At 36.1% G+C, this 18060-nt stretch carries 12 protein-coding genes, 5 pseudogenes and 1 riboswitch; of the genes and pseudogenes, 13 read left to right on the plus strand and 4 right to left on the minus strand.

Annotated elements, in window-relative coordinates:
• From B1B04_RS19000 to B1B04_RS19015, 4 genes are all read left to right on the plus strand, one after another.
• Positions 1–1338 carry a polysaccharide deacetylase family protein gene (locus B1B04_RS19000; protein ID WP_079562962.1) on the plus strand — a complete coding sequence of 446 codons (1338 nt, stop codon included), beginning with the start codon at positions 1–3 and terminating at the stop codon, positions 1336–1338.
• Between the two features lie 131 nt (positions 1339–1469).
• A complete protein-coding gene (locus tag B1B04_RS19005; RefSeq protein WP_079562963.1) occupies positions 1470–1700 on the plus strand; it encodes a hypothetical protein in 231 nt (76 codons plus the stop codon).
• Positions 1701–1777: 77 nt separating this feature from the next.
• Positions 1778–2230, plus strand: coding sequence for a phage holin family protein (locus B1B04_RS19010; protein WP_481817192.1), 453 nt, complete (start codon positions 1778–1780; stop codon positions 2228–2230).
• Positions 2230–2892, plus strand: coding sequence for a M15 family metallopeptidase (locus B1B04_RS19015; RefSeq protein WP_079562965.1), 663 nt, complete (start codon positions 2230–2232; stop codon positions 2890–2892). Before B1B04_RS19010 ends, B1B04_RS19015 begins: the two co-directional genes overlap by 1 nt.
• Before the next feature lie 119 nt (positions 2893–3011).
• Here the strand turns inward: B1B04_RS19015 and B1B04_RS19020 are convergent, their stop codons facing one another.
• Together B1B04_RS19020 and B1B04_RS19025 are read right to left on the minus strand one after the other, a co-directional pair.
• Positions 3012–4019 (minus strand): hypothetical protein, encoded by a 1008-nt coding sequence (locus tag B1B04_RS19020; protein WP_079562966.1) that lies wholly within the window; start codon positions 4017–4019, stop codon positions 3012–3014.
• A gap of 186 nt (positions 4020–4205) precedes the next feature.
• Positions 4206–4709 (minus strand): hypothetical protein, encoded by a 504-nt coding sequence (locus B1B04_RS19025; protein ID WP_079562967.1) that lies wholly within the window; start codon positions 4707–4709, stop codon positions 4206–4208.
• Between the two features lie 277 nt (positions 4710–4986).
• Between B1B04_RS19025 and B1B04_RS19030 the strand changes: the two genes are divergently transcribed.
• From B1B04_RS19030 to B1B04_RS19045, 4 genes and pseudogenes are all read left to right on the plus strand, one after another.
• Positions 4987–5955 (plus strand): MFS transporter, encoded by a 969-nt coding sequence (locus tag B1B04_RS19030; protein ID WP_240518345.1) that lies wholly within the window; start codon positions 4987–4989, stop codon positions 5953–5955.
• 16 nt (positions 5956–5971) lie between these two features.
• Positions 5972–6628 (plus strand): annotated as a pseudogene (locus B1B04_RS19035) (amidohydrolase); the annotation flags it as partial.
• 940 nt (positions 6629–7568) lie between these two features.
• Positions 7569–8327: pseudogene (locus B1B04_RS19040) on the plus strand (zinc-binding metallopeptidase family protein); the annotation flags it as partial.
• A 140-nt stretch (positions 8328–8467) separates the two neighbouring features.
• Positions 8468–9439 carry a glutaminase gene (locus B1B04_RS19045; RefSeq protein WP_079562968.1) on the plus strand — a complete coding sequence of 324 codons (972 nt, stop codon included), beginning with the start codon at positions 8468–8470 and terminating at the stop codon, positions 9437–9439.
• A 166-nt stretch (positions 9440–9605) separates the two neighbouring features.
• On the opposite strand, the gene B1B04_RS19050 is transcribed toward B1B04_RS19045, so the two are convergent.
• Positions 9606–10946, minus strand: a complete 1341-nt coding sequence (locus tag B1B04_RS19050; protein ID WP_079562969.1) for an amino acid permease — start codon at positions 10944–10946, stop codon at positions 9606–9608.
• 161 nt (positions 10947–11107) lie between these two features.
• Positions 11108–11184, minus strand: a riboswitch (glycine riboswitch).
• A 533-nt stretch (positions 11185–11717) separates the two neighbouring features.
• On the minus strand, positions 11718–12104 hold the full coding sequence (locus tag B1B04_RS19055; protein WP_079562970.1) for a rhodanese-like domain-containing protein: 387 nt from the start codon (positions 12102–12104) through the stop codon (positions 11718–11720).
• 613 nt (positions 12105–12717) lie between these two features.
• Between B1B04_RS19055 and B1B04_RS19060 the strand changes: the two genes are divergently transcribed.
• The 5 genes and pseudogenes from B1B04_RS19060 to B1B04_RS19080 all read left to right on the plus strand — a co-directional run.
• Positions 12718–13548 carry a lipoate--protein ligase family protein gene (locus tag B1B04_RS19060; RefSeq protein ID WP_170939020.1) on the plus strand — a complete coding sequence of 277 codons (831 nt, stop codon included), beginning with the start codon at positions 12718–12720 and terminating at the stop codon, positions 13546–13548.
• Between the two features lie 202 nt (positions 13549–13750).
• Positions 13751–14542: pseudogene (locus B1B04_RS19065) on the plus strand (ribonucleotide reductase N-terminal alpha domain-containing protein); the annotation flags it as partial.
• 351 nt (positions 14543–14893) lie between these two features.
• A pseudogene (locus tag B1B04_RS19070) lies at positions 14894–15541 on the plus strand (vitamin B12-dependent ribonucleotide reductase); the annotation flags it as partial.
• 198 nt (positions 15542–15739) lie between these two features.
• The gene (locus tag B1B04_RS19075; RefSeq protein WP_170939021.1) at positions 15740–16675 is read left to right on the plus strand and encodes a restriction endonuclease; all 936 of its coding nucleotides are present in this window, start codon (positions 15740–15742) and stop codon (positions 16673–16675) included.
• Between the two features lie 61 nt (positions 16676–16736).
• Positions 16737–17864, plus strand: a pseudogene (locus B1B04_RS19080) (hypothetical protein); the annotation flags it as partial.
• Between the last annotated feature and the right edge of the window lie 196 nt (positions 17865–18060).

Below are 18060 nucleotides of genomic sequence, written 5' to 3' on the forward strand. Positions count from 1 at the left end.
GTGACAAAATTTAATCAAGTAAAGTTAATCCGTGATGCATCTGGAAGCCCTATACCTAGTCAGTATTGGGATGATGTAAAGCAAACTTTTATAATACCAGGTGGTGAAGGTGTTGATTTTACAAAAAAGAAGCTGATTCGTGATGCAGTTGGCGCAGTCATACCGCAATATTGGGATGGTGACAAGGGTGGATTTGCAGCTATTACATCGGGAAATCTACAGTCTAAAGAAACCATTAACCAGGGAAGATTAATGACAGACTTCTCAAGATGGCTATTGTGGTATGGAGTAGTTTCACAAGATACAGAACATGTTAAAGTCGGACAGTCATCTGTCAAAGTAACTACAAATGATGCCAATACTACATCAGCGAGTAGACTAAGATCAGTACAATTTAACTTATCAAAAACCAAAACAATGATGATACGATTCTACGTAGAAGATGTGAACAAGCTTTCTAATATTGAATTGAGATTATCTTCAGTTGATAATATGGCCAGCTATCTTTCTTGGAAAACGACAAAATGGAAAGTGATTAGTGGATGGAATGAGGTCATGATACCTCTTTCTAAATTGAATGTTGTTGGAAATGAAAGTCTTAATAATACTATTACAACATTACAAATTAGTGTTACTGGCGATCATACATTTGTCGTATTTGATGGAATCTACATCAACAGAAAATCAAAAGGAAATGTATTGCTTCACTTTGATGATGGTTTTATTTCTCAATATACGAACGCTTTTCCCCTTATGTTGGCTAGAGGATTCGTTGGATCAGTCGGTGTCATTAGTGGTTCAGTAGGTACAACGGGATATATGAATTTAGCACAATTAAAAGAGTTATATAATTATGGGTGGGATTTGTTTAATCACACTGTTACACATCAAGATTTATCAACATTGTCAATAAATCGTATTCAGGCAGAATTGGACGTTTGTAGGGAATGGTTAATATCCAATGGATTTTCCAGAACTGCTGATTTTGTAGCGTATCCTTATGGCGGTTATAATAATGACGTTTTAGAGGTCATGAAAAACTATAAATTAGGAAGGTCAATAAGAGAAGAATATGAAATTCTTCCACCAATTCAACCACATCTGCTTAAAACGGTCATTCTATATAACAATGTAGAAGAAAACACATTTATAACTGCGATTGATTATGTAATAGAAACAGGGGCAACGGTGATTTTCCTACTTCATAAAGTAGAAGATGTAAATACAGAGGAGATGAATTATCCAACAGAAAAGTTTAAAAACATGCTTGATTATCTATATTCAAAGCAAGAAGAACTAAATGTACTGTCATGGAGTGAGTATGCAAATATGTTTTAAGAGAAACGCGAGCGAAGCTTAGCGTTATTTTTATTGGTGAAAAATAGGTAAGCCATTATAGCGCATTTGAAAGGTAGTTAAAAACTCTTAATCTGTTTATGATAGGTAAAAAAAGATTAGGAGGGTTAATAATGCAATTTTTAGTTAGATTTACTAAGTTTGTTTTTTACGTATGTTTAGCTATAATTTTAGCTTGTAATATATATGGTGTTGAAACTGTCTTAAGCTTTATACCGAATATAAAAATTACAAAAAATAATGGAGATTTGCAACTTGTATTGGATAAAAAAATATTACTGTTTACTTTTACGCTAGCTATATTAGAAGCTATAGATAATTTCCTCGCGATAAGAAGAAAATAAAAAAAGAATTAAAACATGCCTTCCACAGAATGGAGGGCTTTTATTATGCAAAAATAAGGAGTGACATTATGGGAGGAATGGATTTGGATTATTTAGAAGTAGCGCATTTATATTTATTTGGTGGAGTGAAATTTTTACACCTATTGCTTTTGTTAATGGGAATAGACATTATTACTGGTATTTTTAAAGCCATTAAAAACGGTAACCTGTGGAGCCGTAAATCGTTATTCGGGTATGCTCGTAAGTTATTGATTCTAATCGTTATCATTACAGCAAACATAATCGATCAAGTACTGTCGTTAAATGGGACACTCACATTTGCGACGGTACTTTTTTATATAGCAAACGAGGCTTTGTCAATTGTAGAAAACATGGCGCAACTTGACGTATTGGTGCCTCAACAGTTAGCTGAAAAATTAAAAGTCATTGAGAATCAATCAGAAAAGAAATTTACGAATGAAGTTCTCAATGAATTAGCTGGGAAAGACGTTGACAAAGAGTTGAAGTCGAAAGAGGAGGCGAATAAATAATGACAAGCGTAACAACTACATGTCGAGATCTTGCAGAACTTTTACCATCTGCACAAACAGCATGCCGATTATTGTTCCAAGAATGCTTTAAAGCAGGTATTAAGAACATCTTCATTACTGAAACATATCGCTCCCAGGAACGCCAAAATTACCTATATGCACAAGGGCGAACACGATCAGGACAAATTGTTACATGGACTTTAAACAGTAATCACAAGTCACGTCTAGCGTGGGATATCGCAGTTGGTCCTCCACAAACGTTATATGATGTGACAACGCTCAATCGAATTGGTGCTATCGCACGTAAGCTAGGTATTACATGGGGCGGTGATTGGATAGGGAACATTGACCGGCCTCACTTTGAAGTTAAGTCAAGTTGGGGTATTCCTAAAGGTTACAAGCTTGAAGGACAAGTAATCGTACCAAGCAACAGCAAAATGAAAGTTCAATTAATTGTGGAAGACAAAAAGGAGGAAATTAAAATGACAAATTGGAATCCAGGTTCACCAACTCTGAAAACAGAGGCTGAAAATTATATCGCACGGGCTGTAAAGGATGGTATTATTCAAGCTTCACATTTGAAGGATTTACAAAGTGGAGCAATGACCACTGATCGTTTAGTAGGATTATATATTACCATCCAACAAAGACGAAAACGATAATTAATAATTAAAAGGTATAGGTAAAGACCTAGCATTCACATGTGAATGTGAGCTTAGTCTTTACCAATTGTTAGTTAAGAAGGGTTCCTTTTAAAAATAAATCCCTTACATTAAACGATCTATAGTTTATTCACTGATACTATTTCACCTTTTCTACTTTTATGTCTCATGACACCTAGATATGTACCTACGATTTCCTTTTCTCCGCTTAATTTTAATCTATATATAAATTTATTTTCATCAATAATTTCTATTTCTTTTTCTGCTATATCACTAAAACTAAAGGTCTTTGTAAAACCAAATCTATAGCCTTCAGATAGAAAAAGTTCAGCATTTGATGAAGATTTGAATTGAATTTCATAATATCTTAAAACTTCAGTTTCACTTACTTGTTTTTCTTTAAGCATTTTAAAATCAAATTTCGAAATTATTTTTTCATCTAAATCAAGAATAAGTTGAGAAATTTCGTTCAAAGAGTTTAGAAAATATTCTTCGTCTATACATAACTTTTTATTTAAATATTTATTACCCATCTGATATTTTTTTAAATAAACACTATCAATTTTACCGCCAGCATGTACTAATAAATGCCTATTATCAAATAATTTTTCTAACGTGATTAAATTTATAATCTTAGAATCAAAATTAACCTTTAAAGTATTTTCGATAAATTTGTAAATACTCGATATACCACCTAAAACAACTTTTCGGATTTTTTCTTCTACAATTTCCTCTTTTATTTTTTCTAAATCATCTAATGTAAATTCTAAAATGCTAGCAACTTTTAATTCTTTGACTCTAGGATCTTTAAAGGGATTCTTGTTCAAGATACTAATTTCTTTTAAGACATCTTGGAAATAAATTTCTATAATTGAAACTATACGTATAAGAAGCGATTCTCTTAACATAAAAGGATAATTAACTGACAAGTTTTTCTCCAATTCTCTAGGAGACCTTGAAATAATTTTATCCTTATACCATAATTCATCCCCTAATTTTACGTTTCCTTCCTCTAAATCTATTTTTACTTTTTTTGAATTTTCTTCATAAGAATATATTGTTAATAAATATAATCTTTCTAAACGTCTTAGCTCACTTCGAAAGTGTTTATAAGAAACTGTATTCATTTTTTTACTCCTTAATAATTTTATTTCGCCGTAACGGTATTATTAATAATTTTACTTACTAAACCCTACAGTTTGATCTAGAACGTATTTTCTCGTAACTCTAATTATTCGACACTTTTCATTATAACTATTTTATTAAGTGATTGTTGGAAAGTATATAATAAAAAAAGCACTCATTTGAGTGACTTATTTTGGTTCTGCTTTTAAGATAAGCGTATTATTTTCAATGTCTCCCTTAAATACATAAGAAACATCATTAAGATTATAAGTTCCTGAATGATCTAGCATTTTACTATCCCCTGTGATACCTAGCTTCTCAAATACTGTAAACTGTTGAATTGTTCCAAGGCTGCCATCAACACTCTTAATTAATGCTAGGTAAGCAATTTTTAATTCTTTGTTGTAGACTAATAATGCATCAGATGACGCTGTACCATACACAGAAGTTACTTTATTATCATCGTTTACTTTTACAACGATTGTAATACCTTTCGCTAGCTCGATTTGATAGTTATCGTCAACTAATGTTTTGGATTTCATCTCAATAAAAGAATTACCTTTATTTTTATCAATTATGCTTTTCAAAGTAGACTCGTATTCATCAACAGTGAAGTTAAAACTTTTTTCATCTTTTCCACATGCTACGAGTAATAGTGCTAAAAGTGTTATTAAGTATATTATTTTTTTCATTCTACAAAACCTCCTTGTAATTACCATTTTAGGGAATTGTACCTTCGGTGTACATACAAAAAAACAGACAACTGTAATAAGTTATCTGTTAAACAGTACCTGCCCATAGATTCATTTAGATTTAATAAATGTTCCCCACAAAGTTCCCCAAATACATTCTTTTCTTTTCTTTTGTTTTCTTACATAGATATTAACGGTAATTAAAAAAACGCCAAAAACATTAGCTTTATAAAGTATTTCATAAAAATCAATTCTGTAGTTTTCCGAGCTTATTCATATGTGGTCGATATTCACAGGTTTGACGGCAATAGCTTGGTCTTTAGTTGCGATGATTATCATTCGATTTTTATTTGGTATTGGGGAAGGTGGATTCCAACCATCGAGCTCTAAAATTATTGCGACGATTTTTCCGAGGGAAGAACGAGGGCGAGCGATGTCAATTATGCTTTCCTCTGGAGGCATTGTTTCGTTAATCGTACCTTTACTCGCAGCTTATTTGTTAGGAACAATTGGCTGGCGTACGATGTTTGTTGTCATTGGTGCGATCGGAGCCATTATTGCATTTTTATATTGGAAATATATAAAACTTCCACAAGAGGAAGTAGTGGAAAGTAGTTATGGTAAAGAAAATACTTCTACGAAAGTAAACTTTAAGGAACTTTTTAAGACGCCGCTTATGTGGAATTTAATGATTGCTTATTTCTGTATTTATGCGGTGAACTGGGGATTAGTTTCTTGGATTCCAACATACCTTCAAAAAAATCGTGGACTCGATTTAATGTCGATTGGTTGGGCGCAAACAATTCCAGCTATCACTACTATTATCGGTATTTATGGAAGTGGTTATCTCATTGATAAGTTACCACGAGGAATGGACAAAATCTTAGGTTCAATTTCTTGTGGATTAATTGGTATTTTATTGTACTTCATGTTTACAGCGGAGTCGGTAACGATGTTTATTACTTATCAAACGGTCGTTACTTTATTTATTGCATTTGTTATTACATTACTACCTGCCATTGTGTTAAAGAAATTACCTTCTTCTATTACAGGTTCCGCAATGGGAGTTGCTAATACAGGCGGGCAATTAGCTGGATTTGTAACACCGATGGCAATCGGCTTTATGGTAGATGCTTTTAACGGTTCCTTCGATGCAGCATTTTGGATGTTAATTGGATTTGCAGTTATTTGTATTATTTCGCTTTTAACGTTAAATGATCAAAAAGGAAGTCTTTTGAATTCATAATAGGGGGTATAAAAAGATGAGTGTACATGAAAAAATTTCTTCATTAGTCGAGTCAAAAAGGGATGCTAGTATTCAATTAAGTGATGCTATTTGGGCAGTACCTGAACTTCACTTTCAAGAAAAGAAATCTGTTCAATATATGAAGGCAGCTTTAGAAAAAGAGGGCTTTGCAACAGAACTTGGCATTGCAGGCCTTGATACAGCACTAGTAGGAACGTATGGATCTGGAAAGCCGGTTATTGCCTTTCTCGGTGAATATGATGCACTGCCTGGTTTGAGTCAAAAAGGTGGGGCTACTCATTTCGAACCATTAGAGGACGGAGAAAGTGGCCATGGTTGTGGGCATAACTTATTAGGTACAGGAGCGTTCTCCGCGGCTGTTGCGGTGAAAGATTATTTAGAGCAAAATAATCAATCAGCGACAATTCGTTTCTACGGTTGTCCTGCAGAGGAGAATGGTTCAGGGAAAGCTTATATGGCGAAGGCTGGTATTTTTGATGATGTCGATATTGCAATATCTTGGCATCCTGGTACTTTTACGACTGTAATGACTTGCACCTCTCTTGCAAACTATGCAGTTACGTTTAAGTTTACGGGAAAAAGTGCACATGCAGCAGCAGCGCCACATTTAGGACGAAGTGCATTAGATGCAGTTGAACTTATGAATGTTGGGTAACTAAACTGTTACGATAAATTCAGACAAAACTATACAAATCTGTATAGAAGCATAAATTTATAACAGAATACCCTTCGTATCAAGCAATTGGTGCGAACTCCACGTTAATTGCTTTTAACTCCTAAAGCCTTGTGACCAACGCGGAGCTGGAAACGGCAGACGTAACGGTGTGAAAGCAGAAAAAACAACAAGGATGGCATAAGCTGAAAAAAAATCACTCAGTGTCCGTAAAAGATCATCGTGACAACGGAAAACGGTGGCGCTAAGTGCTTTGGCAATGGATGTTTAGCAGCGAAAGTCCTAAGTCTCTTATGAGACATGGAAGACGTTCAACGACTATCTCCTTGAGGGAGAGTAAAACCGCAAGCGAATGGCGGAAGAAAAATGTGGCTCTTATTAGAAGATAAGATGAAGATATAGTCTGCGCTTATGTGAAAGCATAAGAGGTCTACTCGTGAGAGAAAGACTGCATGAAGGGTTGCGCCTTCGTGTGAACAAGAAAAATATATACAACTATAAAAATGTTAACAACCTCTCTAAACAGGGTAATGTGATTTTATCATAGTGAAAGAGAGGTGGTACACATGGAGTTAATGTCCATTGAGAAATTTGCTAAACAAAAGTTGGTAATTGGTTATTGTCGAGTCAGTACACCATGTCAAGATGAAAAACAATGATCTGGATAAAGATTTGAATGCAAGCATTAATTTAGCAAATTATTCAATCTAAGGAGTTTAACTAAAAACTAAACCTTAGATGTGTACGCTACGATACTGCGGAATTTAAGCCTTTGGAGAGTCATACCAAATGGCAGTAGCTTTTTTGCGAAACCAGACTCGGAGAATAAGGAAGACACAAAACGAAATTCGAAAGATATAAGTTGTGTCACAGTAGAGCTGTTTACATTTTTTAGAAATGTATATGTTTTTCGTATCGGGTGAACTATTTACGCGAACATATCATTCCAGAAGCGCGTGTGCATTATGCGGTTACAAACACAGGGGGATCATCTCCAAATGTCGTTCAACCGTATGCAGAGGTGACATACTTAATTAGAGCACCTAAAAAGCATCAAGTACAAGAGATTTATCAACGTGTTGAAAATATTGCTAAAGGTGCAACATTGATGACTGAAACATCGTTAGAAATCGCCTTTGAGGGAGCAGCGTCCAATCTTATTCCAAATAAAACACTTTATGGTGCGATGCAAAAACAAATAATTGATTTAGGAATGCCTACTTATACAGGAGAAGATGAACAGCATGCCCAAGCTATTTTTAATACATTTACGCCTGAAATTCAGGCATCAGCATTAGTAGGTCTAAAAAAAGATGATGCTATGCAGTTACAAGGTAAAGTTATTGCTGACCACATCCCAAGTGTCCTACCTGAATTTATATTAGGTGGATCAACGGACGTTGGAGATGTAAGCTGGAATGTCCCAACTGTTCAATGTACAACTGTATGTATGGCACTAGGTACACCACTTCATACTTGGCAGGTTGTATCACAGGGTGTTATGCCAATAGCACATAAGGGGATGTTGCAGGCAGCAAAAATTATGGCTTGCACTGCTGTGGATCTAATTGATAATCCAGCACTGATTGAAGAAGCTAAAAAAGAATGGAAGGAACGTCTGGATGGGGAGACTTATGTTTCACTAATTCCAGAAGGTAAAATGCCTCCAAAATTTTAAAAAAGTTATACCAAAAAGAGTCTTCGTAGGGTAAACTATGGAGACTCTGTTTTTGCCTATTATTAAGTTTTTTCTTAGTTAAGTGTACTTATTGAGTAGTTATTGGCGTAAAATGCCGTTTTTTGAAAGGAGATTAGAAAATGCCGACAGAACATAACAATCATAATAATAATCAACTTGCGGCAGAATGGGTGGAACAGTTTCGTCCTTTTGCTAAAGAGGGGCAATGTGCAAGTTATATTCCTGCTTTAGCTGAAAAAGATCCAAATCAATTGGCGATTTCGATTATCGGTACTAATAATGACGAAATGAAAGCCGGAGAGACAACTGAACTATTTACGCTGCAAAGTGTTTCAAAGGTCGTTACATTTATTTTAGCGTGTATGGAACGAGGATTACCTTATGTTTTAGAACGAGTTGATGTTGAACCTACAGGTGACACCTTCAATTCAATCATTCGTCTAGAAAGCCATCAGCCTGGGAAACCTTTTAATCCAATGATTAATGCTGGAGCCATTACAGTATCCTCTATGCTTGACGGAAATTCTCCGCAAGAAAAGGTTTCAAAAATCCTTAATTTTTTAGAGCAAATGGTTGGCAAGGAATTAAAGGTGAATGAAGAGGTTTATCAATCTGAGTGGCAAACAGCAAATCGAAATCGGTCATTAGCCTATTATTTAATGGATTCTGGCTTTTTAGACTGTCCTGTAGAGGAAGCATTGGAGGTTTATTTAAAACAATGTGCGATTGAAGTAAATGTTTCAGATTTAGCAATGATTGGTTTAGTAATTGCCAATGATGGCTATCATCCTCTAACAAAAACACAACTTTTTCCTAAGCAAGTAGCAAAATTAGCAAAGGCATTGATGGTTACTTGTGGTATGTATAATGCTTCTGGTAAATTTGCTGCATTTATCGGGTTACCCGCTAAAAGTGGTGTTTCCGGAGCGATATTGGCGGCTGTACCAAGTCATGCAGGCTTAGATTCACCTTTTCCTGCTGGGAGCGGTATTGGCATATATGGACCAGCAATTGATGACATCGGGAACAGCGTAGCTGGCGTGAATTTACTTAAGCATATCGCTACCGAATGGAATATGAATATTTTTTAATCAATAAAAGAAAGATGACTTCAGTAAATGAAGTCATCTTTTTTACTTCTTTCCGCGGCTTTCTAAACATCCGCCAAGAAAATGCCGTTAATTTGTAATAAAAAAAGCCCTGAATAGCTTCACTTTGCTTAAAGTGTCACTATCCAGGACAATATAATTTAGCGTATTACTTTCTTTTTTTCTTATAAAGAATTAGCAGCAATATAAACCAAATTGGTGTCAATAGTAATGCCGTACGAGTTGCCTCTGAAATGAACATTACTACTAATAGAAATGCAAAGAAGGCAAGTACTAAATAGTTCACGAACGGTGTGAAAGGTGCCTTGAAAATTGATGCTTCATGAAGAGCACGATTTTTACGTTTATAGATGATATGAGAGATTAATATAATACTCCATACCCAGATAAAGCAAATGGCACTAATCGTTGTCACAACACTAAAGGCGTTTTCAGGCATTAATTTACTTAGTAATGCACCTACGGATACAACAATTGCAGATACAACAAGTGCGTTACTTGGTACACTGTTTTTATTGAGCTTTGCAAATGTTGGTGAAGCTTGCTTGTTGTTTCCAAGATTAAAGAGCATGCGGCTTGTAGAAAATAAACCACTATTACCAGCCGAGGCAGCAGATGTTAGAACGACAAAATTAATAATCCCTGCAGCAATTGGAATACCAGCTAGTGTAAATACTTGTACAAATGGACTACTAGAGGCAGACATTTCATGCCAAGGATTAATGCATAAAATAACAAATAGCGCCCCTACGTAGAATAATAAAATGCGTAATGGAATTTTGTTAATGGCAGAAGGAATATTCTTTTTAGGATCGGCCGTTTCAGCAGCGGAAACACCTACTAGCTCGACACCAACAAAAGCGAAAACAACCATTTGGAATGCCATTAGGAACCCGTGTATACCATTCGGGAATAACCCGCCATATGCCCAAAGATTTTCAACGGAAACTGTGCCAGCACCTGTTTGAAAGCCTGTAAATATCATGAATAGTCCAATCACAATCAGTGCAACAATTGTAATGACTTTTATAAGTGCAAACCAAAATTCTAGTTCGCCAAATAGTTTTACAGTTAATAGATTCAACATTAGCAACAGGACTAAACAGCCAATTGCAGGCACCCATTGTGGAATGTCAAACCAATATTGTACATAAACGCCGACAGCAATAATATCTGCCATAGCGGTCATAATCCAGCAGAACCAGTATGTCCAACCGGTAATGTAACCTGCCCAAGGTCCTATGTATTCGGATGCAAAATCAGTAAATGATGTATAGCCAGCATTCGATAATAACAGTTCACCTAACGCCCGCATGACGAAAAATAAGGCAGTTCCGACAATTAGATAGGCGAAGATGATGGAAGGTCCTGCTAAAGCAATGGCTTTACCGGAGCCTAAAAATAAACCAGTACCGATTGTTCCGCCAATCGCAATGAGCTGCACATGGCGATTTTTTAATTCGCGTTTTAATTGTTGTTGTTGTTCCACGTTGCTCCCCCTCAAAGATACGTAAAAACTATGACTGGAAATAAAAAAGAGACTAGTAGTGACACTAGTCTCGTAAACGACAGAATAACAAATACCCATAGCGAATGTTGTATGTAAAAAAGAAAACATTCGTGTGGTATAGCTTTCATGATGAAAGTTAATATTACTCCTCTGTCCTTTTGCCTGAGATAGTGAACCCTTCGGCGACGCAAAATGCGCTCTCTCCAGAACTGCTCCTGCTATAGTTTTATCCATAGCATTCATAGCTTGTATTGTATGTCTTGATGACATTATTTTAAGATATTATACATCCTATCAGTGCTACCATAAATATTCAAGGGTAAATTTCTGTCTTTTTCAGAAAAAAAGAAGATTGGAGTTCGTCTAGGTAAAAATTACACGAAAAATAGTATTTTTAGACATACGTTAAAATAGGGATAATATTTAATGTTTGGTATAAAGGTTAAAAAAGGCGAGGGACGAGTGAGGGAAGCAGCTAGAACTTTGATAAAGGAAGTTGAATGTGATGTGAGCAGTATATTGCCGCACGCGCTACTTTTTTCTGTTCAATAAGTTGTCAGACGTTAAACAATAAATATAATATAGTAGAAACTCAGAATTTTTTGCAAAAAGTAAACCATCTCATAGTCATTTGAGATGGTTTCTTCCTGTTTAAAACAAAGTGAGATAGGTATATATAAATAAATTACCTTAGATTTCGCGAGTATATTTATTTATAGTAGTCACTTATGCCTTAACGACTTTTTGAAATTATTTTTTAGACTTTATTTTACCTGTCCAAGTACGGAAGCCGCCTTGAAGTTGGTAAATTTGGTTGTAGCCACGTTTTTTAAGAAATAGAGCAGCACGTGCGCTACGGCCTGTATTTTGACAGTATAAATATACTGGTAAATCTGGGCGAATTTCTTTGTGACGTTGACGTAGAGTTGTTGAAGGAACATTACGTGCACCAAGAATGTGACCTGCATCAAATTCTTTTTGCTCACGTACGTCGATAAGCTGCGCTTTACGATAGCCTTCAATAAATTGTTCTTGTGTTAGGTTTGTTACGGCTTTTTTTAGTCGTAGGGCATTGATACCGATATATGCAATTACGACTACTAAAATAACACCGATTGTGATAAGTATGTTTAACAAAATTTCTTACCCCTTTCTATCTTCTTTATTATTATAAAAGATGCGCTAGCGATAGTCCAATGAGTTTGATAAAATTAATTAGATTGTGGCTAGAATTAATCTATCTATATGTATGGATGTTATTAGTGAAATGTCACAGAATCATGCTACTCCATTTTTAGATTTGGGTGGATGATACTTCAATAAAGAATAGAACTAAACGCAGAGTGTCAAAATTTTGAGAAACATTAATTTTTGGCTCATCACCATGAGTAGGATGGCATTTGCTAAAACGTATGCGATATATAGGTTGATTGGAGTGAAGGCAGGGCGACTCCTCGGGGATTAGCGATAGGGGAACGAAGGCTAAGAGCATCACATCCTGTGATAACGCCTTCGTGACCAACATCCTGTTGGCCCAAGCGGCTCATCGGTCGTCCCCAGAGAAAGAGCCCGGCCGGAACGGAAATCAACCACTCGCTATAGGGATGAGCCTTATTTTGTACACATTCGCAAAAGGTAAAGCCTCCGGCGGATGTCACGGAATCGAAAAGGATTTCTTTGTGCAAGCACAAAGCCGATTCCCGACGCATTTATGCCGAGGCATAAATGATTAATTGTAGGAGATGAAAATATGACAACTTGGTATTTTCTAAATTCAGGGAAATGTAGCCCATCTTTTAATATGGCATTAGACGAAGCATTACTTGATTGGCATAGTGAAGGTTTAATTCCACCGGTTATTCGTTTTTATGAGTGGGAGCCAGCAACTCTTTCGATTGGCTATTTTCAACAAGCGAAAAGAGATATCAATTTAGAGGCGGTGCGAGAACAAGGGCTAGGCTTTGTTCGTCGTCCAACAGGTGGTAGAGCCGTTTTACATGAACATGAATTGACATATAGTGTCATTGTTTCAGAAAGCTATCCAGATATGCCTGAATCAGTGACAGAGGCATATAGAGTGTTAAGTGAAGGGATATTGCAAGGGTTTCATAATCTAGGTATGGATGCTTATTTTAGTGTTCCTAATACTGAAGAACAAAGAGCGGACTTAAAGAAACCTAAAAGTGCAGTTTGCTTTGATGCGCCAAGCTGGTATGAGCTTGTAGTAGAAGGTAAAAAAGTGGCAGGTAGTGCACAAACTCGTCAAAAAGGTGTTATTTTACAGCACGGAGCTATTTTACTTGATTTAGATCAAGAAAAATTATTATCTGTCTTCAATTTTTCAAGTGAAGAGGCGAAGGCACGTATGCGTAGAAAGATGCCTGAAAAAGCGGTTGCTATCAATAACCTTGTTAAAGAACCTGTGACTATTGCACAATGTGTGACAGCTTTTAGAGATGGTTTTGCAAAATCGTTGCAAATTGATTTAAAACCATTTACACTTTCTGAGGAGCAATTAGAATATGTACATGCACTAGAAGAAAAAAAATATGCATGTGATGATTGGAACTTCAAAAAATAAAAAATGGTATAAGAAAAATATTTTTTTAGCGTTCAACCCTTGTAGTAACAAGCAGTTCGCATTCTGTTCGAAATTGCAAGAGTTGAATTAAAAAACTATATATAGTATCTTTTTTTAAGAAACATACACAATATGTAGTGTTTAACGACACATGATATTGTGTATTTATATTTGTAAAGCAGAAAATAAGGGAGGCAAAACGATGGTACTCACAAATCATCAACCCGAAGTAAACAAATTTGAACAGTTAAACAAAGATATTGAACAATTTCCACAGGTTCATCCCGTAACACCTGATATGCACATTACGCATAAAGGTGTATCAAGACTTGTAATGATCGATCGCTACTCGTTTAAAGATACGGAAAAGAAAACGTTAAAAGCCGGTGATTTCGTCGTATTAACAGTGAAGGCAGATCCAAAATTCCCTGCACGTGGTTTAGGGACAATCCAAAAGCTTGATATGTCTACAAAAACAGCAGAAATTTTGATTGAGGAAGATTACCGTAGTGCTATAGATGATCCGAAAGAGCAAGAAACGGGTGTGATTACGCGTTCAATTGACGTGCTAGAAAAGCCTCTTGAAATATTTTATGAACAAATCGCAAAACGAAATGCAACAGGGCTTGCTGCTGTTGAAAAAACACAAGAGAAACGCCAAGAATGGTTTGAGAAGTTTTATGAGCAACTAGTTTCATTAAAATTCATTCCAGCTGGACGAGTTATTTATGGAGCTGGATCTGAAACGGATGTAACTTTCTTCAACTGTTACGTAATGCCATTTGTAGCAGATTCACGTGAAGGAATAAGTGATCACCGTAAGCAAGTGATGGAAATTATGAGCCGCGGTGGTGGTGTAGGGACAAATGGTTCAACATTGCGTCCACGTAACACTTTAGCTCGTGGTGTAAATGGTAAATCATCTGGCTCTGTATCATGGTTAGATGATATTGCGAAACTGACTCATCTTGTCGAACAAGGTGGTTCCCGTCGTTAAGACTCGGCGACGTAATCTCGTGAATTGCTGGAACACCCTGAGAGCTTTTCTTGCTACAACGTAAACTGTGAAGTTAGGCGTGAATGCTTGAAAAAAGAAAAGATTGGGCAATCAGCAGCGAAGCGTCTATGGAAACGTAGATGAACGTTCAACGACTATTGAAACTTTCTAAGCTTGGCAAAGTATGAAAGAAGTAAATCATATTAGGCGGTGACGCTCTTATGAGGCACGAGACAAAGAACAGTATTCTTTGATGATATAGTCTGATCTTATGTGAAAGCATAAGAGTATGGCAGAAATGACCATACCAGAAAAATTAAATTCATTATTTTTCTGTAACAAAAAATGGGAGCACAAATGATTATGCTGGCAGATTGGCATCCTGATATCGTGGAATTTATTATTTCGAAAATGCAAAATCCACGTATTCTACGATACCTAATCGAAAATACAACGGATAAAACAATTATTCGTCTAGCAAAAGAAAAATTAAACTTTAAACCTCTTTCAACTCAAGAGGAAGCTATGTACCAAGGTATTGTTAACTATAAAGGTATCGAAGGCTTAGGTGGTTTTGATACAGCTATTATTCGCGAAGCGGAAAACAAACTACGCGATGGCGGTACTTATACTGTTCACAATCCAGAGTTTTTAACTGGTGCAAATATTTCTGTAACATTAACAAAAGAATTTATGGAAGCAGTTGAAAATGACGCTGAATTCGAGCTTCGTTTCCCAGCTGTTGAAGAATATACAAAAGAAGAAATGGCTATTTACAACAGTGAGTGGCATAAAGTTGGAGACGTGCGCGAATGGGAGAAAATGGGCTATAAAGTACGCACATACCGTACGATTAAAGCACAGGAATTATGGAATTTAATCAACGTTTGTGCAACGTACTCTGCAGAGCCAGGTATTTTCTTCATCGACAACGCCAATGACATGACTAACGCAAAAGCTTATGGTCAAAGCGTTGTAGCGACTAATCCGTGTGGTGGACTTCGCCTCACGTTAAAAATTGCGGGATAAAGCGGGAAGGCTGAGATGCTAATCCGAACCGAAGGCTAAAGGTAAAACTTCAGTCAGGGGCAACGCATACCCGGTGATCCTACTTAGTAGACTATAACCCGGGCACGAGACCGCAACATTACACATAACAATAGACTGGCCTAATTAGAGAAAGGCTGTAATCAAATGAACAGAGGTTATGCAGGTTTTTATAAATCATACTATTTAAGAAGTTCATATGAGTATGCATATGCCAAATTTCTAGATTATCATTCAATTTCTTGGGGCTATGAAGACAAAGTATTTAATATTGGATTCAAATTTTATAAACCTGATTTTTTCTTCTATAATGATAACGGTGATATTATAAAGATTGTTGAAATTAAGTCTCGCGATATTACGGCGAAAGAAAAAGCTCTAGAAGCTTTAAAGGTTATTGAGACAACTTATGATATTAATTGCGAATTAATTTCTTATGAAGAATTGCTCGAAATGTATAAACTTGTACCATTTTCGTTAACTTCAACGATAACAGAATGGATAGAATCAAAAAATACAACAATAAACAAAGCTAATTATGGTAAGTTCAATGCTCATTTCAATCAACAACATAATGAGCATACTAAAAAAATAATTGGACAGCATACAAAGCGATTGTGGGAATCTAATAGTCCGGCGAAAGCAAGAATGATTGAAGGTTTAAGAAAATCTGGCTTGGCTCAAAAGGGTAAGCAAAAGAAACCTAGGGAACAAAGAATCTGTAAAAGTTGTGGGAGCAAGTTTGAAGTTATTGTTTCTTCATCCAAATGGTTTTGTACTCAATCATGCGCTGGAAGTTCAAATATTCAAGTTGCCACACAAACTTATGTTGAAAAGCGAGCAAAAATTCATCAAGAAATTAAACAGACAGTAATTAAATGGGCAATCGACAATCAAGAAATTATAACTGCAACCCCCTTTAATCAAATAAAATCAACTCTCCAACCATTAATCGAAAGCATTTATCAAGAATTTGGAGTTAAAGATTTTAGAGTAATTTCGAAATCAATCTTTGGGGGAGATAGAGGAAGAAAAGAACTACTTAGGTTTATGAAAAAAGTGTGTAATGAAAATGTATGCTGAACTTACAGGAATTGAACTGTAAGAACTAGAGGATAAAAAGCCTTTAGGATAACAATAATTGGAACAACCACTCGCACCATATTCTGTGTGTAACTTAGCAGCTGTGAACTTAGCGCAGTTTGCGAATAAAGAAGATCAAACGATTGATTTCGAAGCACTTCGTGAAACAGTTCGTGTTGGTGTTCGTATGCAAGATAATGTAATTGATGCTACACCATACTTCTTAGAAGAAAACCGTGTACAAGCTCTAGGAGAGCGTCGTGTTGGCTTAGGCGTAATGGGCTTAGCGGACTTACTAATTTATTGTGAGAAAGAATATGGCTCAGAAGCAGGTAATGAGCTAGTTGATGAAATCTTTAAAACGATTGCTGAGACTGCTTATGAAGCTTCCACAGAACTTGCTAAAGAACGCGACAGCTTTCCATTCCTTGTAGGAGCAACAGAGGAAGAGACAGCACGTTTACGTAAAGCATTCACTGAAACTGGCTTTATGCAAAAAATGCCTGCGCATATTAAAGAGCAAATTTTAGCAACAGGTATTCGCAACTCACATTTACTAACAGTAGCTCCAACTGGTTCGACTGGTACAATGGTTGGCGTGGCAACAGGTCTTGAGCCATACTTCTCATTCACCTATTACCGTTCTGGTCGCCTAGGTAAATTCATCGAGGTAAAAGCAGAAATCGTACATGAATATTTAGAACGTCATCCGGAAGTAGATGAGAATAACCTTCCTGATTGGTTCGTTACGGCGATGGAGTTAAAACCAGAGGCACATGCTGATGTACAATGTATCATCCAAAAATGGATTGATTCATCTATTTCAAAAACTGTAAACGCACCAAAAGGTTATACAGTACAACAGGTTGAAAAAGTATACGAGCGTTTATATAATGGTGGCGCTAAAGGTGGTACGGTCTATGTAGATGGTAGCCGTGATTCACAAGTACTGACACTAAAGGCTGAAGAAAATGATATGGATCAACTGTCATTTGAGGAAGATTTAGTAGAAGTACCAACGAAGCGTCCAGTTGTATTAGTAGATACGATTCAAGCATTAGAATCGACAACAGTTATTGGTTCGGATGTAGGGAATACTTGTCCTGTATGCCGTAAAGGAACTGTAGAAGAAATCGGTGGCTGTAATACATGTACAAACTGTGCAGCACAGTTAAAATGTGGCCTATAAACCGTTTATAAAAAAGATGCGGTGTTTAAAATAAACTCGCGAAGCTTTGCCCCTTTGGATATGATTATCTAAAGGGGCGTTTTTGTGTCGAGTTGGTTTAAAGGTTCTATAATATTTTTTGGGGTATTCGCACAATTCCACGCATAAAAAAAGCACAGATTCACCGATTTATATATACTTGAATTGTCGAGAAACA

Source organism: Lysinibacillus sp. KCTC 33748 (assembly GCF_002237755.1).
In the GTDB taxonomy this organism is placed as follows: Bacteria; Bacillota; Bacilli; order Bacillales_A; family Planococcaceae; genus Lysinibacillus.

Bases quoted from the DNA above. Each gene is read 5' to 3' on its own strand.
- B1B04_RS19005 (WP_079562963.1), top strand. From the start codon at position 1,470: ATGCAATTTTTAGTTAGATTTACTAAGTTTGTTTTTTACGTATGTTTA.
- B1B04_RS19020 (WP_079562966.1), bottom strand. From the start codon at position 4,019: ATGAATACAGTTTCTTATAAACACTTTCGAAGTGAGCTAAGACGTTTA.
- B1B04_RS19075 (WP_170939021.1), top strand. From the start codon at position 15,740: ATGAACAGAGGTTATGCAGGTTTTTATAAATCATACTATTTAAGAAGT.
- B1B04_RS19010 (WP_481817192.1), top strand. From the start codon at position 1,778: ATGGATTTGGATTATTTAGAAGTAGCGCATTTATATTTATTTGGTGGA.
- B1B04_RS19060 (WP_170939020.1), top strand. From the start codon at position 12,718: ATGACAACTTGGTATTTTCTAAATTCAGGGAAATGTAGCCCATCTTTT.
- B1B04_RS19015 (WP_079562965.1), top strand. From the start codon at position 2,230: ATGACAAGCGTAACAACTACATGTCGAGATCTTGCAGAACTTTTACCA.
- B1B04_RS19030 (WP_240518345.1), top strand. From the start codon at position 4,987: ATGTGGTCGATATTCACAGGTTTGACGGCAATAGCTTGGTCTTTAGTT.
- B1B04_RS19025 (WP_079562967.1), bottom strand. From the start codon at position 4,709: ATGAAAAAAATAATATACTTAATAACACTTTTAGCACTATTACTCGTA.
- B1B04_RS19045 (WP_079562968.1), top strand. From the start codon at position 8,468: ATGCCGACAGAACATAACAATCATAATAATAATCAACTTGCGGCAGAA.